This window comes from Sagittula sp. S175 (assembly GCF_049800975.1).
Classification (GTDB): Bacteria; Pseudomonadota; Alphaproteobacteria; order Rhodobacterales; family Rhodobacteraceae; genus Sagittula.
Genome location: NZ_JBNAGB010000007.1, coordinates 60,938 through 81,997, shown reverse-complemented (window position 1 = coordinate 81,997; position 21,060 = coordinate 60,938). Strand labels below are relative to the sequence as shown.

Sequence of the window (21,060 nt, the reverse complement as noted above, 5' to 3'; positions counted from 1 at the left end):
ACGCCTCAAACAGAGAGGAAACTGTCCACTGCCGTCTCGAAATACGGCACCAGCGGCGCGGTATAGGCGTGGCGATCCGCCAGCACGGCGGCGTTGCGGCAGAGTTGCGCCGCAAAGTCCGGGTGGCGGCCCACGTCGTCGCGGTCGACGATCTCGGCGGCGTCGCGCCAGCCGCGGCGCTGCACCTCTTCGAGGATCAGCTTCAGCCGCTGGACGCAATGCAGCGTGGAATAGACGGTCAGGTAAGCCATGTAATCGTCGAGGTCATGCCCGCAGGCCGGGTCGAACCCGTCTGCCACGAGGTCCAGCATGGTGGCCGCGTCCACGGGCCAGCTTTCGTCACCGATCAGCCATGCGAAATCCTCGGCCCCGTGGCGGATGCCCGCGTATTCGAAGTCGAACCAGCGCAGGCGGCCGGCCTCGTCCAGCGCGGCGTTCCCGGCGCGGCAGTCCCATTTGACGAATTGCGCGGCAGGGCGGTTGAGGAAGTCGGGCAGGCTGTCGCGGGGATAACGGGCGGGGATGCCGCGTTCCATCAGGGGTTCGAGGATGTCCACCGCGTCGACGAAGCTGCGCAGCCAGCCGGGGTTGTTGCCGAGGTGGGGCATGATGTCATGCAGGTCGGTCCGACGGGCGGCGGCGTGGATGCGGAAGATCGCGGCGACGGCCTCTTCGGCGAGGGCCTGTTGTACGGCGGGGCTGTGGGCGCGGATTTCCTGGTTCAGGCGGCGGTCGCCCACGTCGGCCTGGAACAGCACGTCCGCCTCGACGCCGAGGCATTCCGGCACGTCGTCGCAGAAGGGGTGCAGCTTTTGCAGGACAAACGCCTCGAGATGGGTGCGGCGGTAGTCGGGGCGCAGGGAGGCGATGACGGAGCGGCCATTCACCCGCAGCCGCACCGAGGCGCGTTTCTCGCCGCCCGGGAACGACATGTCCTCGATGGCGGAGCCAAAGAAGGCCTCGGCGGCGGCCTTCACGCGGTCGTGGCGGCGGAGGGTGCTGTTCATCGGGAGACCTGCGGCGACTTCATACAACGGATGGGACCCGCGCGTCGGGCCTAAAGACTTAACCGTTAGTCAGTGATTCGTGCAGAAGTGAGGAAGGGGCGCGGCTTGTTTGTGTCCCAAATGTGGCAGCACCGGTTTCGACTGTTTCTTGACCTAGGGGAAATTTCCGCCGTTCGGTCGTGGGGCGGAGTTTGTCGAAACAATACCCCCTGAAATCGTTAGGAAATTTGGCGAAAGCTGGGCGGTGTGGTCATAGTTCAATGATCTGAGTGGGGGCTCAGGTGTGTGCCGGGTTGGTGGGTGTTGCCGCTTTCTTCCTTGGCGCTTGGGGACATGAAAGGAGTTCAGTATGTTCAGCAGACTTTGGAATTTGCCGACCTTTGGCGGCCGCACGACCCACCACAATTCTTGGGGGCGTGGCAGCGACGGCGGTCGCGGGTCCGATGGTGGACGTGGTTCTGACGGGCACGGACGTGGGTCGGATGGGCACGGGTCGGGCGGGCTGCTCGACAACCTGTTCGGCAAGCACGCGATCAGCTTTGGCGGTACGCGCGGCGGGTCGCATGGTGGCCACGGGACTGATGGGTCGGGTCGTGGATCGCATGGCGGCCACGGGACGGATGGTTCGGGCCGTGGGACGGATGGGTCCGGTCGCGGGACCGATGGGTCGGGTCGCGGATCGCATGGCGGTCACGGAACCGATGGTTCGGGGCGCGGGACGGATGGCAGCGGGCATGGCTCGCACGCCGGCACCTCTGGCGGCTCGCACGGTTCCCACGGCGGGACCGAGGGGACTGCGGGCGGATCGCACGGTGGCAGCGGTGCCACGGGTGGCTCGCAGGCCAGCTGCTCGACCTCGTATCACAATGGTGGCGTCGAGGGGCATGGCTTCTTTGACTGGTTCAACGACCATCTCGACGGTCATTTCGGTCATCACGACGCCGGTCACGACGGTGGGGACGATGACATGGAAGGTGGCTCGCACGGGACGCATGGTGGTTCGCATGGCGGCACCGGCGCGACGGCAGGCACCGATGGGACTGGCGGTACGGGCGGCACCCACGGAACGGGCGGCACACATGGAACCGGTGGCACTGGCGGCACCGGCGGTACGGGTGGCACCGGCGGTACGGGTGGCACTGGCGGCACGGGCGGCACCTGGCCGGATGAGCCGGAAACCCCGGAAGAGCCGGAGCTGCCGGAAGAGCCCGAAGAGCACGCCGATTGCGACGGTCACACCACGCTCGACCTGACCGAGCAGGGCGCCGTCAACGTCATCAATCTGACCGAAGACCCCGATACCGGTCTGCTGTCCGGCTCGGTCGAGTATCTGGACGAGAACGGCGGGGTCGTGGGCATCGGTCACTTTGAAGGTGTCGACGAGATCACCTACCCCGATCCCAACGACCCCGATGGTCCCGACGATCTGCCGCGCGAGATCAACTACAGCGGCGCGACCTCGGACGAGTGGCCGGAAGGCATGCCGCCGAACGTCGACCTGGGCAATCTGTTCATCGAGACCGAGTGCCCCGAGGAGGAAGAACAGCCCGTCGAGGAGCCTGTCGAAGAGGACGACGACTGGTCCGGTTGCATGATCTGATGCAGCGCCAATCCTGACGCGAGTTGACGCCCGGTCCCCCGTGGATCGGGCGTTTTCGTGTGTTTTTCCAAGAGGTTGGAGAAAAAGTGCGAAGGCGATGCAAAAAGCTGGGAATCGGGGTTGACGGTCTCGGCCGTTCCACTTAGACACCGCTCCACACAGTGGGCCGTTAGCTCAGTTGGTAGAGCAACTGACTTTTAATCAGTGGGTCGCAGGTTCGAATCCTGCACGGCTCACCACTGTCCTCCCCGGAAGGGGGGATGCAGAAATCGCAAAAGCGCCTCGCCTTCGGTCGGGGCGCTTTTGCGTTTGGGACTGCTGGTTTTCCGAATGGCCTTGCAGGGGCATGCCTTAGCCCGCTGGGTACGGGCCGCCCGCCCCGGCGAGTGTGGGACGGGCGGATCGGTGCTGGCGCGGCTTACAGCAGCGCGTCGTCGAAGGTCGTCGTCCGCTCGGTGCCGTTGTCGTAGGTGATGACCCGCTCGGTCAGGGTGCCGGTCTCGTCGTAGGTCTCGAAGCTCGTCGTCCAGGCAAAGCGGTTCTCGGTGTCGGTGATGAGCCGCGTGGAGATCACGCCATCGACAAAGTCCGTCTGATCCGTCCGGCCATCGTCGAACTGCACCAGCGTCGCAACCGCCGCGCCGGTCACCGGGTCGAAGTCCTGTGTCATCTCCGTCCAGATGAAGACATCGTCGTTGTCCCACTGGCGGGTCTGCGTGCGAACGCCGGTCGTCACATCCTGCGTGTGGGCAACCACATGGCCGTTGTCGTAGACCGTCGTCAGGGTCTGGAGCACGCCGGTCGGGACATCGAAGTCGCGGGTGATCTCGGACCAGGCGAAGCGTTCGCCGGGGTCCGTCACGGTCAACACGTCCAGGGAACCCTCGACATAGGTCGCCGTCGAAACGCGCCCGTCGTCTTGAAGCACCGTGGCGGACTGGGGCCGCCCCTCTTCATCAAAGAGATGTTGCCGCTCGGTCCAATTGTAGGCGTTGCCGGTGTCGCGTTGCAGAAGATCCGTCGCCGTGCCGGTCTCTGCATCGAAGGATGCCACCACTTCGAGCCCGTTGTCGTTCAGCGTGGTGCGCTGTGTCACCCGGCCGAAGACCGCATCGAACAGCTCGGTCACGCTGGTCCAGCCGTGAGCGTTGTCCGGGTCGGAGGTGGTCTGCTGGACAAGGACACCGTCGACGAAGGTCCCGGTCGTGACGCGCCCGTCGTCATAGTCCGTCCGGCTGGAGGTCTGGCGGCCTTGCGTGTCGAACAGGTCTTCCTTTTCGGTCCATGCCGCGGTGTTGGTCGGGTCGGTTTCGAGCCGCGAGACGATCAGCCCCGTAGCCGGGTCGAAGCGTTCGTCCAGATTGCGGCCATCGTCGTATACGGTGACGGTCTGGGTGCGCTCTCCGGTCGTGGCATCGAAATATTCGTAGATCGCGTTCCACGGGCGCTTGTTGAAGGCACCGTTGAACTCGATGTGGGTCCGCTGCGTCAGGACCCCGCCGGAAAAGGTCAGGGTCAGCGTCCGTCCTTCGTCAAAGGTGGTCTGCCCCCAGGTTTGTCGCCCCAGGCTGTCGAACCGCGCTGCATGGCTTGTCCAGGCGTAGGCGTTCCCGGCGTCCTGCATTTCGAAGGACGCCACGAGACCGTTGTAGATACCGTCGTAGAAGTGGCGGTCGTCTATACGGCCATTGTCGAACACCGTGTAGCTGTGCCGCACGTGTCCGTCCGTGCCGACAACCTCGTCCAGGGAGGCCCAGCTGAAACGGTCGTCCGTGTCCGCAGCCTGGCGCAACGACGTGTCCGAAAAGAAACGGCCTTTGTGCCATATCCCGTCGTTGAAGACGATCCGCTCGATGCTGGACAGGCGGTCGTCGCCGGTGGTCAGGTCGTTCGGGTCCCGGACGATGGTCGCCCCATACCTGTCCGTGTAAACGTGAAGATAATCGTGGTTGTAGATGGCCGTGTCAAACCCGGTGCCGCCATTGATGACATCCCGGCCACCGCCACCGTCGAAGGTGTCGTCGCCCCGTTCGCCGTACATCAAGTCGTCGGCGGTCCCGCCGATCAGGATGTCGTCGCCGCGTCCGGATTGAAGATAGCTGTTGGCGGCGGCATTGCCGAACAGCAGGTCGTCGCCATCTCCGGTGGTGAAGCGATACATCGTCGTGTCGGCGCCCAGCCGGAAGATCTCGACCCCGTCGGCAAAGCTGCTGCTGCCCGCCGCCGCATTCAAGACGACATCGCGGGCAATGGCGACGGTGTTCACCACGTTTAAGCCGTCGGTATCCTCGATCAGGGGGTCGATGCCGAACTCCGCGCTGCGCAGGGCGTCGTCGTTGAAGTAGTAGGTCGTGTTGGGGTGCTCGCCGTTGCCGTGGAATTGCAGGGCAAGATCTTCGATGGTGACGCCCGCGGTGTCCCACATGGCGCCGACGAAGCGCAGGGTCCAGACGCCATCCCCCGCCGTGGCGCTTTCGCCCCAGAAACGGCGCGAGGTGAAGGTCATGTCGATGGTGTCGCCGGTGGCGGAATGGGCCTCGCCGATCGTACCGGTGAGGTTGCTGACCGCGCCGGAGGGAGAGATCAGCTGCACGATCATCTGGTCCGCGGTGACGTCGAGCCAATGCAGCGGCGACACGGTGGCGCGCAGCGTCACGCTGACGTGTTCGATGTTCACGGCCTGTGTCGCGGTCAGGGCGATGTCCGCGAATTGTGGCTGATCCGGTTCCCAGACGCCGTTCACGTCGACAGTGCTGCCGATCACCGCCGGGTCGGCGTCCACGGTCACGGTCAGCTCGTTGGCGCTGTTCCTCTGTCCTCCTCCCCAGCTTTGGGCAAGCCGCACCGCGCCGAAGGGGTCGATCTGGCCAAAGCCGTGCACGCCGGAATACAGCAGGCCGCCGCCGTTCTTGGTCGTCGCGCCATTGGCGGTGACCTGTTCGGTGCCGGTCGGCGCATTGGAAGGTTGCAGGGCCGAATAGGCGAGGATCTGCTGCACGTCGCGCCAGCCGAGGTTGGGGTTGGCGTCCAGCATCAGGGCGACGACACCGGCGGTCACGCCGGACGCGGCCAGCGCGTTGTCGGTGTTCACCTGGTAAAGCGAGGGGTCGACCTGGTCCAGCCCGGCCCCGAAGGTCCACATGCCCAGGCTGTCGTCCGCACCGTTCACACCAAGATCGCCGCTCAGGTCCAGCCCCAGCGTGTGGTTGAACAGCGAATCTGCCCCCTGCGCGATGTCCGAGAAGATCGGCGCGCCGACCAGGATCATGTCGCCCGAGGCCTCGCCCCAGAACTTGCCGCCCGTGGCGGTCATGCCGCTGACGGTGATGACCGCGCGGTTGTTGTGATCTGCATATTCCGTGACGGTGTGGTCGCGCCAATAGCCCTCTTCCTGCCATGCGCCGACCGGGGCGGCGGCGGGGGCGCTGGCGATGGTGATGATGCCCTTGCCACCCCGGCCCGTGGCCGCGAGGGTCGCGGGATCATAGGCGTCCCACAGGGTCGTATCGCGGTCCTGTTGCGGCAGCAGGACCATGATGTCCTGATCGGTGATGGTGGAGCCAAGGTAGGACACGGTCGCATCCGGGGCGACGCCCACCAGCCCCTGCCCATCGTCATCGGCGGCGATCACTCCGGCGACAAAGGTCGCCTGCGTGGCCCCGGCCTCGTAATCCGCGATCAGCGGCAGCGGGTCGATCAGCGCCAGCGCGCCGGCGTTGTAATTCGCGGTCAGATCGGGGTGGGTGTAATCGACGATGCCCAGACCGATGCCGACATGGATGCCCTCGCCGCGGTATTGCTCCCAGATGGGGGCGATGTTCAGGACGGGCGTGTCCTCGGTGATGACGTGGGAGCCGAAACCGTAGTCGTAACCGGAGAGATAGGTCTGGTAGCGGAACAGCGGGTCGGTGATGTCGGTGAAAAATGTCATGGAAATCATTTCAATAATGTTGCGGCGGTGAGAAAGGTTAAAGCAAGGTTAAGCTTTGTGGGCAATCGCGGCGCGGCGCGGGACGTGTGTATTTACGGGGCTTCCGGGTGATTCACGGACGAGTGACGGTAGGGTTCCCGCATCGCGTGAGGCTGCCACAGGGCGCTCGCGCCATATCAGGAAAAGCACCCGTCAGGGATAGACTCCGCAGGCATGGCTGGCTATTGCTCCGCCCGGTCCTTTCCTGGAGCCTCCGGTGCCGTCCGGGCGTCCTTGCAAGGGTTCGGAAAGACCGCATCCACTCCGCAACCAGACCAAGAAGCAGCCGCCGCCATGACCTCTGTATCCTCCGCCTCCTCCGATCTTGCCCGTGTCGTGGGTGACCACCGCGCCGCCGTCATCGCCAAGCGCGAGGAAGTGCAGGCCGACCGCGCTGCCCGCGTGAACCCGGGTCTGGACGGCTATGTCTGGGCGCAGACCGAGGCGCGGCTGGCGCAGGTGGTGCGCGACGCCACCGGCATCGACGAGGTGATGTTGCAGCTGGACCTGATCGACCGCGCCAAGTTCGGCGGCGATATCGCGCTGAAGGTGCCGAGCCTGCTGAAGCACGGCGGGCCGAAGCGCTTCATCGCCGAATTCCAGCCCGCGATTTCCGAGATCCTGCAATCGGAGCGCATGGCCGACATGGTCGAGGCGATCGAGCTGAAGGGCATGTACATCAACATCACGCTGACGAATGCCTGGCTGTTGGGCAGCGCCGGGCAGGTTGTGGCGATGGGCGACCAGTTCGGCCTGAACGACACCATGGCCGGGCAGAACGTGGTGGTGGACTATTCCTCGCCCAACGTGGCGAAGGTGCTGCACGCGGGCCATATCCGGTCGACCATCACCGGCGAGGTGCTGTCGAACGTCTATGACGCCTGCGGCGCGACCGTGTATCGGGTGAACCATATCAACGACTTCGGCGGTTTCGGTTTCCTGCTGGAGGGCTATCGCCGGTTCCATGACGCGATGCCGGAGGGCAGCACCGAGAACCAGCGCCTGCTGGCGGTCTACACCATCCGCCGCAGCATGGAGCGCATCGTCGAGACGGGCGCGGCCAAGGCCGACTGGCCTGCCGAGGATCGCGCCGTGGTGGACACCTATTTCCCCGGTGTCGAGGATGCCGAGGGGGCGAAGGCGGCCTTTGCCGAGTTCACGGCGGCCTCTGACGCGCGGTTCCAGGCGCTGGAGAACGGCGACCCCGACGAGGTCGCCCTGTGGGAGAAGATGGTGGAATGGTCCCTTGCGGACTTCCAGAGCTTCTACCGGCTGCTGAACATCGACATCGATTTCGTGATCGGCGAGAGCTTTTACTTCCAGGACGGTCTGGATGTGATCGCAGAGGCGATCAAGGCCGGCACGGCTTCGGTCTACACCCGCGAGGAAGCCGACGCCGCGCTGGCCGAGGTGGACCGCCTGCACGCCGCGGGCGAGATAAGCGACGGCGAGGCGGAGTTCCGCAAGCTGTCCATCGAGAAGGACTGCGGATCGACCGTGGTGCATCTGCCGGGGGGCGAGCGGTTCGTTCTGCTGCGCTCGGACGGGCGCAGCATCTACGCGACCCGCGACATTGGCGCGATCCATCGCCGCAACGAATTGTTCAACCCCGATCACATCGTCTACGTGGTGGGGCAGGAGCAGCGCTCGCACTTTGAACGGCTATTCGCCGCCGCCGAGGTGCTGGGCATGGTCAGGGACGGCAAGCCCGACCTGACGCACCTGTACTTTGGCTTCTACGTCGATGCGGAGACGGGCAAGAAGCTGTCCTCGCGCGCGTCGGTGTCCAACGTCATGGCGCTGCTGGATCAGGCCGAGAAGTATTTCCACGGTCGTCTGTCCGAGCGTGAAGGCGCGGATGCCGATGGCGCGGCGCGCCAGCTGACCGTGGGGTCGCTGGTGTTCAACGACCTCAAGCAGGACATCAAGGGATCGGTGGATATCGACGTCTCAAGCCTCGAGAACACCATCCTGGGGTTCGAGCGGGCGGGCGGCGCCTATGCCGTCTACACCGCCTGCCGAGCGCGTTCGATCCTGCGTCGCTACGGGTCCGAGCCGAAGACCGTCGAACAGATCGGGGCCTTTGAGCTGAACGCGCAGGAGGCCAAGCTGCTGCTCATGCTGCAACAGACGCCGCAGAAGGTGGCCGAGGCGGCGCGTCGTGCGAACCCGACCTACCTGCTGCGGCACCTGCTGGACATCGCGATGGAGTACAACTCGTACTACACCGTGGCGCCGGTGCTGGGCGACGACGGGGCGAATGAATCGCGCGTGCTGATTACCAAGGCGGTGCAGCTGGTGCTGGTGAACGGTCTTGCCATCTGCCACATCGACACGCCGGAAAGCATCTGAGGCCAAGAACTGCGGCACCGCGACGGTTTCGGTTTCCGTCGCGGGCTGTCATATGGTTGGGTAAGAAACCTTGCGAGAGTGACGCGTCATGCGACCCCTGTCCCCTGATCTGGAAGTGCTGGCTGGCCTTTTGGCCGCCGTGCCGGAGCTGCGCCCCGGTCTGCGCGATCCCGGCGGACTGGTGGCGGCCTGTACGGTCGAGGGCGGCGCGTTGCGGCTGGACATGGCCGCGCTGGGCGGGGCCGAGGTGCTGGCGGATGTTGTGACCGCAGCGCGGGCCGAAGGGCTGGAGGTCGCGGTTTCCGGTGACCTTCTGGAGCTGCGCGGAGCGGTGTCGGGCGACTGGGCGGCGGAGGCTTTGGCCGTGCGCCGGGAGCCGCGCGGCAAGGCCGTGGTGGAGATTTCCTCGGCCTATCCGACCGCGCCCTTGGGCCTGTGGGACATCCGGCTGGCGGTGATTTCCGACAGCGTGGCCGAGATGCTGTTGCAGGACGGCTGGGCGGTGACGCGCGAGTATTTCTCGAACGACGCGGGTCAGCAGGTGGCGACCATGGCGCGCTCGGTCTACGCCTGTGCGGCGGGCTATGTGCCGCGGGATACGCCGGGGCTGCCCGCCTATGTCTTCGAACTGGCGGATGCGCTGAAGGCCGAGCACGGCGACAGCCTGTTCGGCAAGGATGAGGCCGAGTGGCTGCCCGTGGTGCGCGATTTCGCGGTGGACGGGGTCAGCACATGGATCCGCGACGACCTGCGCGAGCTGGATATCGACATAAACAACTGGGTGTCCGAGCGCGCCCTGTGGCAGGCGCGTGATCTGGATGCGCTGGTCGAGGATATCGGCGCGCGGCTGACGGCGGCGCAGGACCCGGAGGGCGAACTGGCGGCCATGGTGCCCCTGTTGCGCGACGGGGCGGGGCGGCCCACCTATCTGGCCGCCGATATCGGCTATCACCTGAACAAGATCGCGCGTGGGTTCACCTACATGGTGGACCTGTTCCGCGAGGATCACAGCGTGTTCCGTCACCGCCTGCAAAGCGCGGTGGATGCGCTGGCCCCGGAGGCGTTCACCCTTGCCGTGCGGCTGGTGACGACGGCGGACGACGAGTCGCTGGCCTTCTTTGGCGAGGTCGCGGACCCGGATGCCGACGCGGATATCGTCGACGTGGTGGCGGTTTACGGCATTGCGCCGGTGCGGATGTGGGCGCTGCTGCCCGGCGTGCCGGTCGACGAGGTCAACGGCTTTCTGCCCGCGCTGAACGCGCTGCGCGCCCGGTGCAAGGCGGCGCCCGAGGCGGGTTTGCCCGAGACGGATGGCGACATTGCGCAGCTGGTTCTGGTCTGGCCGCTGCTGCGGCGCGTGGCGCTGGATATCCTGCGCCCCGAGGTGCTGGCCGACGTGATGCGCCGTCTGGTGAACCGCGCTGATGCCATCCCGGAGGGCTTGCTGCGCCCGGTGGGGGTGCTGCTCGAGGATATCGTGGTGCTTCTTGGGCTGGGGGATCTACCGGAACTGGCACTTGACTGACCGCTGACACCGCGTTCGGGGCAGGATTGATTTGCATCTGCCGCCATCTTGGCTAGGTAAACGGGCAAACATATCCGTCGAGGTCACCAAGCGCCCATGTCCGTTTCCATGATGTCCACCTTCGTCAAGCCGATGCACCCCGAGGGGCGCAAGTTCGTGGCGATCTTTGCCGCGATCGCGGTTGTCCTCTACCTGGTCTGGGAGCCGCTCGGCTGGATCGGCCTTGGCCTGACGGTCTGGTGCTACTACTTCTTCCGCGACCCGGAGCGGTCGACCCCCGAGCGCGAGGGGATCATGGTGTCCCCCGCCGATGGCATCGTGTCGCTGCTGGAGCCTGCCGTGCCCCCCGCCGAGCTGGGTCTGGGCGAGGCGCCGATGGTGCGCATCTCGGTCTTCATGTCGGTGTTCAACTGCCATGTGAACCGACTGCCCACGGCGGGCGTTGTGGACAAGGTGGCCTACCGTCCGGGCAAGTTCCTGAACGCCTCGCTCGACAAGGCGTCCGAGGACAACGAGCGCAACGGGCTGGCGGTCACCATGGAGGACGGGCGTCGCTATGGCGTGGTGCAGATCGCGGGCCTCGTGGCGCGGCGCATCCTGTGCTGGACTAAGGACGGCGACCGTCTGGCGCGGGGCGAGCGGTTCGGGCTGATCCGCTTTGGCTCGCGTCTGGACATCTACCTGCCCGAGGGCGTGACGCCCACGGTGCGCATCGGTCAGACCATGGTGGCGGGCGAGACGGTCATCGCCGACCTGACCGGACAAGTGAAAGAGTAAGGCGGACCCATGTCAGAGCAGCCAGACGAAACCGAAGCAGAGACCGACGCCGCGGTGGAGTCTGGTGCGACGCCGGATCGGCGCGAGGTCAGCCTCGTGCTGCTGATCCCCAACATGGTCACGCTGATGGGCCTGTCCTTCGGCCTGACGGCGATCCGTTTCGCCATGGAGGGGCATTTTTCATGGGCGGTGTTCCTCATCATGCTGTCGGCGCTGGCGGACCTGTTCGACGGGCTCTTGGCGCGCAGGCTGGGGGCGCAGTCCGAGATGGGCGCGCAGCTGGACTCGCTGTCGGATTTCCTGTGCTTTGGCGTGGCCCCGGCGATCCTCGTCTACGAGGTGCATCTGCATGACTTCGGCGGGCTGGGGTGGATCTTTGCCCTGATCTTTGCGGTTTCGGCCTGTCTGCGGCTGGCGCGGTTCAACGTGATGAGCGGGCAGGCGGAGCCGGGGGAGGAGCCGAAGCGCTACTTTGTCGGCGTGCCTGCGCCCGCGGGGGCGCTGTTGGGGCTGTTCCCGGTATTCCTGTCCTACGTGGGCGTGCTGGACGCGGGGCAGGCGCCGCTGCTGGTCTGTCTCTGGCTGGCCTTCGTCGGCGCGCTGATGATCTCGAAGCTGCACACGCCGTCGCCCAAGGGCGTGAAGGTGCCGCGTCGTCTGGTGGCGGTGCTGTTCTTTGCGGTGGTGATCGGCATGGGGCTGGTGTTCACCCGGCCCTGGGTGCTGCTGGTGGTGGTCGACCTGGCCTATCTGGCGGTGATCCTAGGCGCGCTGGTCAAGGCGCGGGGCCGTCTGTTTGGCTGAGCGCGGGGACGATTTCTCGACGAGAAATCGGGGGCGCTTGGGGCGTTAGGTGGTATCTCCGGATCGAAGGGCGAGGGGCGCTGCCCCTCGCGCTCCCCGAGGTATTTTGGTCAAGATGAAGGGAAAGGGGCGCAGCGTGGTGAATGCTGCGCCCCTTTTCGTGTTCGTGTGTCAGGCGGTCAGACGATCGCGCCCAGTTCCAGGCCGACGATGAACGGGTCGTGGTCGGAGGAGGCATAGACGCCGTCGTTGTAGAAGGCCGGGTCCTTGAACGAGGTGTCGTAGTTCAGCAGGTCCGGCTCGTCGGCGTTGATGTGCCATTCGGTGACGCCCGTGACGGAGCTGGCCAGCGACGCATCGGCAAGGCCCTGATCCAGCGTGCCGCGCTGGCCGTCGAAGACGTAGGAATAGGCTTCGTCCTGACCGATGAAGGCGTCGATCAGGTCCACCAGGCCCGCGTCATCGTCGAGGTACTGGACGGCGTCTTCCTCGGCGTAGGAGTTCATGTCGCCGAGCAGCAGGTAGTTCGTGGTGCCGCCGCCGTTGTAGGTGTTGGCGATCCAGTCGGCCAGTTCCACCGCGCCGTCGAGACGCGCGCCGTTCCAGAAGCCCTGACCGTCGCCCTGTTCGTAGTTGGCATCGGCGTAGAGGTTGGCTAGCAGACCTTCGACCGTGGCGAATTGCGCGTGGGTCGGGTTGTTGGTCAGCCAGTTCTCCGCGCTGGTGGCCAGCGAGTCGAGGCCGCTCGCGCCCTTGGACTTGAAGTGCGAGGAGACCACGGTGAAGGTGTTGCCGTCGGCGTCTTCGAAGGTCGCGGCCACCGAGGGGCGGTTGCGTTGGTAGTCGTCGAAGCTGCCGCCGATGATCGCGGTCAGCGCCGTGCCGATGGCTGCCGTGGCATCGGCGGAGGCCTCGGTGTAGACCAGAACCTCGGAATGCAGCAGCGTCACCGAGGCGGCGTCGTAGATGATGCCCGTGGTGATCGCGTCCGTGCCGATGAAGTCACCGGTGCCGGTCGGATCGACATAGGCGTAGCTGGCGGCGGTGCCTTCGGCGTTCAGCAGGTCGACCAGCGTGCCGATGGCGGTGGTGCCGTTGTTCTCGATCTCCTGCAGGGCCAGGACCTCGGCGCCGGTGCCGATGATGCCCTCGACGATCTTGGCCGACTGGCGGGCGAATTCCCCGGCGTTGTCCGCACCGCGCGGGTCGAGGTCACCGTTCGGGCCGGTGGCGTTCGATCCCTCGTCCAGCGTGGTGAAGAAGTTCAGCACGTTATAGGAGGCCACCTGCAGCGTGCCGCCCACGTCCGCCGGAGTTGTCTCGCGCGGGTTGGTGTCGTTGAACACGAGCGTGTCGGTGACCTGCAACGTCCATTCGCTGAAGGCATAGGTCAGCACACCCTCGACCGGCTGAGCGATCTCGGTGCCCAGGCGCACGGTGGTCCCGGCGTCGCCGAAATCGTCGCCGCTGTCGAGATACCCGTTGCCGTTGTCTCCCGCGCCGCCCGGCAGGTACGCAAAGCTGTCGGGGTTCTGGGCGCCGTTCAGGTCGTCCAGCAGCAGCGAGGCATTGGCATTGCCCTCGTTGTGCGCGGCGATCTCGGCGGCTTGGGTCTGGGCGTCATAGAGCTGCGTCGCCTGCGTCAGGTTGCCCGCCGCGATGGCGATCTGGCCATAACGGTCGAGGTTGAAGTTGGTGGTCACGGTCAGCGCGTCCGAGGTGCCGGAGGTCACCGAGAGGCGCATGCCTTCGTACTGCTCCCACTCTTGCGCCACGTCCGGGGACAGGGCGATCACGGTGGCCGGGGGCAGGGGGTTGCCGGAGGACTGGACGATGACGCCCGAGACCGAGGTGATCTCGGTCAGGCCGAAATACTCGTCCACGCTGCCTGTGACCTCGACCAGGTCGCCCAGCGTCACGGCATAGCCGCCGTTGGTGTAGACGTAGATGCCTTCGGAGGTGAGGATATTGCCGTCGTCGTCGGCGGCCTCCTCCTGCACCCAGAAGCCCACGTCGCTGACCGCCGTCACGATGGCCGACACGGTGACCTGCTGGCCGTCGAGGGCCGATGCCGCGCCGTCGCCCTGGATGTCAGAGATCAGCGTGATGTCGGCGACCGGCGGTTCCACCGTGGCCTCTGGGTCGGAGGTGATGAAGATGTTGTCGACGTACAGCGCCTCGGACGCGGCGTTGCTGTCGAATTCCACGATCAGCTGGGCGGTGTTCACATCCGCGCCGACGGTGGCGGCGAGGGTCATCCACGTGCCCTCGATGCCGAGGTCGTCGATGTCCTGCCCGGTGGTGTCGATCAGGGTGACGTCGCCCTGATCGGTGGCGATGTAGATCTTCAGCAGGTCGTCGGATTCGTAGCCCGTCGAGTTCAGGAAGGCGTCGATGGAGAAGGTCAGCTCGCCGATCGCCGTCAGGTCCATGGCGTCGAAGGACAGGCGCAGCAGGCCGTCGCTGTCGGACAGCTCGTAGCCCTGCACGCCGTCCGAGAAGCTGCCCACGTCGCCGGTGAAGCTTTGTACGCCGATATAGTCGCCGTCCGACAGGCCCACGTCGCCGCGGGTGTTCACCCATGTCAGGTCATAGCCCAGAAGGCCTGCCGAGGCGGCTGTCGAGTCCACCGAGGCGAGGCCGGGGATGTTCGGCACCTCGGCCTCTTCGCCCAGGGCGGTGGGGCCGTCCGAGGCGTCGGCCAGTTCGTAGCGGCCGCCGGTGGCTTCGGTTTCGAAGCTCTGGGTCAGCTGGAAAACCTCGTTCAGCGCGATCCTGTCGAGGTACAGCGCCTCCGACGCGGCGTTGGAGTCGAATTCCACCACCAGCGCAGCGGAGGTCACGGCGGCGTCCAGCGTGGTCTTGAGCGTCAGCCATTCGCCTTCGATCCCGAGGTCGTCGATGTCCTGCCCGGTGCTGTCGAGCAACGTCACGTTGCCCTGGTCGGTCTGGACGAAGATGCGGACGAGGTCGTCGCTTTCCCACCCGGTTTCGGTCAGGAAGGCATCCAGAGAGACCTTGACCACCGTGTTGTCGGCCCGCGCCGACAGGTCGATGGTGTCGAAGGTCAGGCGCAGCAGGCCGTCGCTGTCGGACAGCTCATAGCCCTGCACCCCATCGGTGAAGCTGCCGACATCTCCGGTAAAGCTTTGCACGCCGATGAAATCACCGTCCGAGATGCCGCTGTCGTTGCGGGTGTTCACCCATTGCAGGTCATAGCCCCACAGGCCGTCCGAAGCCTCGGTGGAATCCACCGACGCCAGTCCCGGCACGTTCGGCAGGTCGACGACCTCGCCCAGTTCCGTCAGGGCGCCCGCAGCCGGGTCATAGTCGTAGCGGCCGCCGGTGGCCTCGGTCTCGAAGCTCTGGATCAGGCTGATCGGGTCCCAGAGGTCGCGGACCGAGACGGTGATTGCCTGTTCGTCCGTCGCACCGAATTCGTCGGTGACGAGGACGGTCAGGTCGTAGGTGTTGTCGCCGTTGGCGTCGGCGGGGGCTTCGTAATCCGGGGAGGCGTTGAAGGTGATGACCCCCGCGCCGTCGATGGAGAAGAGCGCCGCGTCGTCGCCGGTCAGCGCGTAGGTCAGCGCCGCGCCGTTGTCCACGTCGGTGGCCGAGACGGTGGTCACGGCGGTGGCGTTCTCGTCGATGGTGATCGCCGCGTCGGAGACGGTCAGGACGGGCGCGTCGTTGGTGCCGGTGACGGTCACGGTGACGGTCGCGGTGTCGGTGCCGCCAAAGCCGTCATCGACGGTGTAGGTGAAGGTATCCTCGACGGTTTCGCCCTCGGCCAGCGCGTCGAAGGCGGGGGTGTAGACGATCTGGGTGCCGTCGAAGGTGACGGTCGCGCCGAGCGCCGAGGTCGCATCGACCGCCGTGATGGTGATCGTGTCGCCGTCGAACTCGGTGTCATTCGCCAGCAGGTCGGCGGCGGCGAGGGTGGTGGCCTCTGTCTCGGTCGTGGCGGCGGTGTCGTCGCCTGCGAGGACCGCGTTGTTGGTGCCGTCGAGGAAGAGGGTGAAGTCATCGGCGGCGAAGTAGAGCGCCTCGATGTTCTTCAGCACGTCGATGCTGACGACCGCGCCGCTGTCGTCGGTCTGGGTGACGATGGCGGTGGAGGCGTTGAGCGCGTGGTGATACTTGCCCTTGCGCAGGCCAAAGAGGTCGATGTCGGCGTCGAGGATCGAGCCGGTATATTCCACGGTGTCGAACCCGCGCCCGCCGTCGATGATGTCCAGACCCAGCGAGGCCACAATGGTGTCATCGCCCGAGCGGCCAAAGATCAGGTCGGTGCCATCGGTCCCGGTGAGGGAATCACCGCCCTTGGTCCCGACCTCGAAGTTGAACGGGTTGTGGCCGCGCGCGTGGCCGTGGCCCTTTGACTGAAACGGTTTGAAAAACATCGAAATCCCCCGGTTGTGCCCGTTCTGAATGCGTCAGGCTGTGGGTGACAGCGTTTGGTAACAACGGTGTTACGTCCAGCACACATTTGCGTCGCTACACGCGGAAGGCGAAATTTTGCCAATTGGTCCAGATTTTGAATGGCTTTTAGGCAGGTGCCCTAGCGGCAGGGGTGGCCGTGCAAACATGTGACCTTGCGGCATGTCATATGTGGACAGGTCAAAGGGCGGTACGAATTTCGTGGGGGTGATTCGCAACGTCCGGCTTTGGCGGTGCCTTTTGGCGCTCGCCCGATGGATGAAAAGTCTCACCGAATGGATAGGCGCTAGACGTATGCGTGAATTTGCATATATAGCGGGACGGATTTTGACACGAGGGGACCCATGGCTTTGCAAACCTATGTTCGGCCGCAGATTTTGGCGCTGATTACGGCACTCGTGGCGCTGCCCGCCCTGGCGCAGCAGACGCTGGAGGTGACCGAGACCCCGATCATCGAATGGAAATCCGTCTATGGCCGGGTCGAGGCGCGCGATCAGGTGCCCGCGCGGGCGCGGATCGGTGGCACCGCCGAGGCGCTGGACGTGGTCGAGGGCGACCGGGTGGAGCAGGGGCAGCAGATCGCGCTCGTCGAGGACAACAAGCTGCAGTTCCAGATCGACGCCATCGACGGGCGGCTGGAATCGCTGACCGCTCAGCTGGAGACGGCGCAGGCGGATCTGGAGCGCGGCACCTCCCTGCGGGAACGCGGAGTCATCACGGCGCAGCGGCTGGACCAGTTGCAGACGGCGGTGGACGTGATCGAGGGCGAGATCCGCGGCCTGACCTCGGAACGGCAGGTGGTGATGCAGCAGATCGACGAGGGCAAGGTGTTGTCCCCGGCGACGGGCGTGGTGCTGTCGGTGCCGATCTCGCGCGGGTCCGTGGTGGTCCCGGGCGAGGCGGTGGCGGTGATCGCGGGCGGCGGGGTCTACCTGCGGCTGGCGATCCCCGAACGCTATGCGGGGGATTTGCAGGAAGGCGCGGATATCGAGATCGGCACCGGCGCGGACAGCGAACGCCAGACCGGGCGACTGGTGAAGCTGTATCCGCAGATCGAAGGCGGCCGCGTGCAGGCGGACGTGGAGGTCGAGGGGCTGGACGGGCGCTTTGTCGGGCGGCGGATGCCGGTGCGGCTGCCCGTGGCGGAACGGCAGGCGATCCTTATCCCCGAGGCGGCGTTGCACCGCAGCGGGGGACTTGATTTCGTGGCCGTGCAGGATGATCGCGCGGCGCTGGACCGCGTCGTCGTGCCGGGGGCCGAGGTGGTCCGCGAGGGCGTGGCTTGGCGTGAGATCCTCACCGGCCTCGCGGCGGGCGACACCATCGTGATCGCGGAGTGAAGCCGATGCAGGACGAGACACCTCCGAAGGGCAACCTTGGCATCGCGGGCCGGTTGACGCAGGCCTTCATCCGCTCGCCGCTGACGCCGCTGTTCCTGATGGCGTCGCTTGCGGTGGGGCTGATCGCGCTCATGAGCCTCCCGCGCGAGGAAGAGCCGCAGATTTCCGTGCCGCTGGTGGACATCCACGTTCAGGCCGACGGGCTGGAGGCGGTGGACGCGGTGAAGCTGATTACCGAGCCGCTGGAGACCATCGTCAAGGGCATCGACGGCGTGGAACACGTCTATTCGGACACGCGCGACGATCACGTCATGGTCACGGCGCGGTTCCTCGTGGGCATTCCTTCGGACACGGCGATCTTGCGGGTGCGGGACAAGCTCCTGTCGAACCTGTCGCGGATTCCGGTCGGCATCCCAGAGCCGCTGATCGTCGGGCGGGGCATCAATGACGTGGCCATCGTGTCGCTGACCTTTGCCCCCACAGAGGGGCAGGACGACGTGACCGCCGCCGACCTGACGCGCATCGCCCGCGAGGTGCAGGTGGAGCTGGCAAAGATCCAGGACGTGGGTCTGACCTATATCGTGGGCGAGACCGACGAGGCGCTGCGCGTGGCCCCCGACCCGGAGCGGCTGGCGCTGAATGGCGTGACGCTGCAACAGCTTGTCAGCAAGGTGCAGGGGGCGAACACCGCGGCCCCCGCGGGTCTGCTGCGCGATGGCGGCGAGCAGATCGGGCTGGCGATTGGCAAGACGCTGTCGACCCCCGCCGAGATCGGCAACCTGGAACTGACCACCCGCGACGGACGCACCGTCTACGTGCGGGATGTGGCGGATGTGGCCTATGTCTCGGACACGGACGAGCAGCATGTGGCGACCTGGAGCCGTGGGCCTGAGGGCGCCGAACGCCGCCCCGCCGTGACGCTGGCGCTGGCCAAGCGCGCGGGTGCCAATGCCGTGCTGGTGGCCGAGCAGATCCTGCACCGGGTGGAGGCCATGGAGGGCCACCTGATCCCGGATTCGGTTCATGTCGAAGTCACCCGCGACTATGGCGAGACGGCGGACGAGAAGGCCAACGAATTGTTGTTCCACCTTGGTCTGGCGACGGTGTCCATCGTCGTGCTGGTGCTGCTGGCGATTGGCTGGCGCGAGGCGATCGTGGTGGCTCTGGTGATCCCGGTGACGATCCTGCTGACGCTCTTTGCGGCCTATATCATGGGGTATACGCTGAACCGGGTGTCTTTGTTCGCGCTGATCTTCTCCATCGGTATTTTGGTCGATGACGCCATCGTGGTGATCGAGAACATCGCGCGGCACTGGTCGCTGCATCCGCGCAAGTCGCGCATGACCGCTGCCATCGAGGCCGTGGCGGAGGTCGGCAACCCCACCATCGTCGCGACGCTGACCGTGGTGGTGGCGCTGTTGCCGATGCTGTTCGTGTCGGGCCTGATGGGGCCGTACATGAGCCCCATTCCGGCCAATGCCTCGGCGGCGATGATCTTTTCCTTCTTCGTCGCGGTGATGATTACCCCCTGGCTGATGCTGAAGATCGCCGGGCGGGCGAAGGTCGCGGATCATGGCCATGACGGGCATGGGTCGGCCACGGGGCTGGGCCGGTTCTACGCCGCCGTGGCGCGGCCGATCCTGCGGTCGAAGGCCGTGTCGGGCCTGTTCCTGCTGGTGGTGATCGTGGCGTCCTTCGGGTCGCTGACGGCGCTCTATACGAAGGACGTGACGGTCAAGCTACTGCCGTTCGACAACAAGTCGGAACTGGCCGTGATGATCGACCTGCCCGAAGGCACGGCGGTGGAGGTCACGGATCGCGTGGCCTCGGATGTGGCGCGCATCGCGCTGGGGGTCGAGGAGGTGCGCACGGCGCAGACCCATGCGGGCACCCCGGCTGCGTTCAATTTCAACGGGTTGGTGCGGCACTACTTCCTGCGCGAGAACCCCGAGATGGGCGAGGTGCAACTAAACCTGACCAACAAGACCGAGCGCGAGCGGACCTCGCATGATATCGCGCTGGACCTGCGCGACATGCTGAAGGCGGTGAAGCTGCCTGATGGCGGCGTGCTGAAGGTGGTCGAACCGCCGCCCGGTCCGCCGGTGATTTCGACCCTGCTGGCCGAGATCTACGGTCCCGATCCCGAGACACGCCGCGCCGTGGCGGAGCGGGTGCGCGCGGCCTACGAGAGCGTGCCTTTCGTGGTGGACGTGGATGACAGCTACGGTGAGCGTCCGCGCCGGCTGCGGGCGAAGCTGTCGACCTCGGACCTTGATTTCTATGCCGTGCAGGAGGCCGACGCGCTGGAGACACTGCGGCTGCTGAACTCGGACACGCCGGTGGGTTATTCGCATCGCGGCGAGGGGCGGCGGGCCATTCCCATCGTGATCGCGCGGGCGCGGGCGGATCGGACGATGGATCAGCACACGCTGTCCATCCCTGTCCCCGCCAACGCCATTCCCGGCGGGCGCGGCGTGGTGGAACTGGGCGATATCGTCACGGTCACGGAGGAGCGCGCCTCCTATCCGATCTTTCGCCACAACGGCTATGACGTGGTGATGGTGACGGGCGAGCTGGCGGGGGATTTCGAGGCACCGCTGTACGGGATGCTGGCGGTCAGAGATGCGCTGGACGCGATGGACTGGACGGACCTGGAAAAGCCCGTGATCCGCATGAACGGCCAGCCCGAGGAGACCCTGACGCCGACCCTGCTGTGGGACGGTGAATGGGAGGTGACATGGGTCACCTTCCGCGACATGGGCGCGGCCTTTGGCGTGGCGCTGCTGGGGATCTACATCCTCGTCGTGGCGCAGTTTGGCAGCTTCCGCCTGCCGCTGGTGATCCTGACCCCGGTGCCGCTGACCTTTCTTGGCATCATGGGCGGGCACTGGCTGTTCCACGCGCCGTTCTCGGCCACGTCGATGATCGGGTTCATCGCGCTGGCGGGGATCATCGTGCGGAACTCGATCCTGCTGGTGGACTTCATCCGCCATGCCGACCCCGAGGGGAAGGTCAGCATAGACACGCTGATCGAGGCGGGGGCCACGCGGTTCAAGCCGATCCTGCTGACCGCGCTGGCGGCGATGATCGGGGCGGCGGTGATCCTTGCGGACCCGATCTTTCAGGGGCTGGCGATTGCGTTGATGTTCGGGCTGTTGTCGTCCACGGCGCTGACGGTGCTGGTGATCCCGGCGATCTACCGGGTGTTCAAGTCCTGAGGTCTCAGCGCCCGGAAATGAAAACGG

Annotated in this window: 10 protein-coding genes and 1 tRNA gene; 8 read left to right on the top strand and 3 right to left on the bottom strand. The window is 65.8% G+C overall.

Annotated features, from left to right (window positions below):
• Positions 1-5: 5 nt before the first annotated feature.
• Positions 6-1,007, bottom strand: a complete 1,002-nt coding sequence (locus ACP16H_RS10835; protein ID WP_425072305.1) for a hypothetical protein — start codon at positions 1,005-1,007, stop codon at positions 6-8.
• A 349-nt stretch (positions 1,008-1,356) separates the two neighbouring features.
• Between ACP16H_RS10835 and ACP16H_RS10830 the strand changes: the two genes are divergently transcribed.
• Positions 1,357-2,607 (top strand): hypothetical protein, encoded by a 1,251-nt coding sequence (locus ACP16H_RS10830; protein ID WP_425072304.1) that lies wholly within the window; start codon positions 1,357-1,359, stop codon positions 2,605-2,607.
• 163 nt (positions 2,608-2,770) lie between these two features.
• Positions 2,771-2,846 (top strand) — tRNA-Lys (locus tag ACP16H_RS10825).
• A 179-nt stretch (positions 2,847-3,025) separates the two neighbouring features.
• On the opposite strand, the gene ACP16H_RS10820 is transcribed toward ACP16H_RS10825, so the two are convergent.
• On the bottom strand, positions 3,026-6,538 hold the full coding sequence (locus ACP16H_RS10820; RefSeq protein ID WP_425072303.1) for a proprotein convertase P-domain-containing protein: 3,513 nt from the start codon (positions 6,536-6,538) through the stop codon (positions 3,026-3,028).
• A 333-nt stretch (positions 6,539-6,871) separates the two neighbouring features.
• On the opposite strand from ACP16H_RS10820, the gene argS reads away from it, so the two are divergent.
• The 4 genes from argS to pssA all read left to right on the top strand — a co-directional run bounded on the left by argS (position 6,872) and on the right by pssA (position 12,035).
• Positions 6,872-8,929, top strand: coding sequence for an arginine--tRNA ligase (argS, locus tag ACP16H_RS10815; RefSeq protein ID WP_425072302.1), 2,058 nt, complete (start codon positions 6,872-6,874; stop codon positions 8,927-8,929).
• A gap of 88 nt (positions 8,930-9,017) precedes the next feature.
• A complete protein-coding gene (locus ACP16H_RS10810; RefSeq protein ID WP_425072301.1) occupies positions 9,018-10,454 on the top strand; it encodes a hypothetical protein in 1,437 nt (478 codons plus the stop codon).
• Between the two features lie 96 nt (positions 10,455-10,550).
• Positions 10,551-11,231: a phosphatidylserine decarboxylase gene (locus tag ACP16H_RS10805; RefSeq protein ID WP_425072300.1), complete on the top strand. Its 681-nt coding sequence runs from the start codon at positions 10,551-10,553 to the stop codon at positions 11,229-11,231.
• A 9-nt stretch (positions 11,232-11,240) separates the two neighbouring features.
• Complete coding sequence (pssA, locus tag ACP16H_RS10800) at positions 11,241-12,035, top strand: CDP-diacylglycerol--serine O-phosphatidyltransferase (RefSeq protein ID WP_425072299.1); 795 nt, start codon at positions 11,241-11,243, stop codon at positions 12,033-12,035.
• Between the two features lie 179 nt (positions 12,036-12,214).
• On the opposite strand, the gene ACP16H_RS10795 is transcribed toward pssA, so the two are convergent.
• Positions 12,215-16,438, bottom strand: a complete 4,224-nt coding sequence (locus tag ACP16H_RS10795; protein WP_425072298.1) for an ExeM/NucH family extracellular endonuclease — start codon at positions 16,436-16,438, stop codon at positions 12,215-12,217.
• A 381-nt stretch (positions 16,439-16,819) separates the two neighbouring features.
• Here ACP16H_RS10795 and ACP16H_RS10790 point away from each other — a divergent pair, with 381 nt between their 5' ends.
• Together ACP16H_RS10790 and ACP16H_RS10785 are read left to right on the top strand one after the other, a co-directional pair.
• A complete protein-coding gene (locus tag ACP16H_RS10790; RefSeq protein WP_425072297.1) occupies positions 16,820-17,815 on the top strand; it encodes an efflux RND transporter periplasmic adaptor subunit in 996 nt (331 codons plus the stop codon).
• Between the two features lie 5 nt (positions 17,816-17,820).
• Positions 17,821-21,033, top strand: a complete 3,213-nt coding sequence (locus ACP16H_RS10785; protein WP_425072296.1) for an efflux RND transporter permease subunit — start codon at positions 17,821-17,823, stop codon at positions 21,031-21,033.
• The last annotated feature ends 27 nt before the right edge of the window (positions 21,034-21,060 follow it).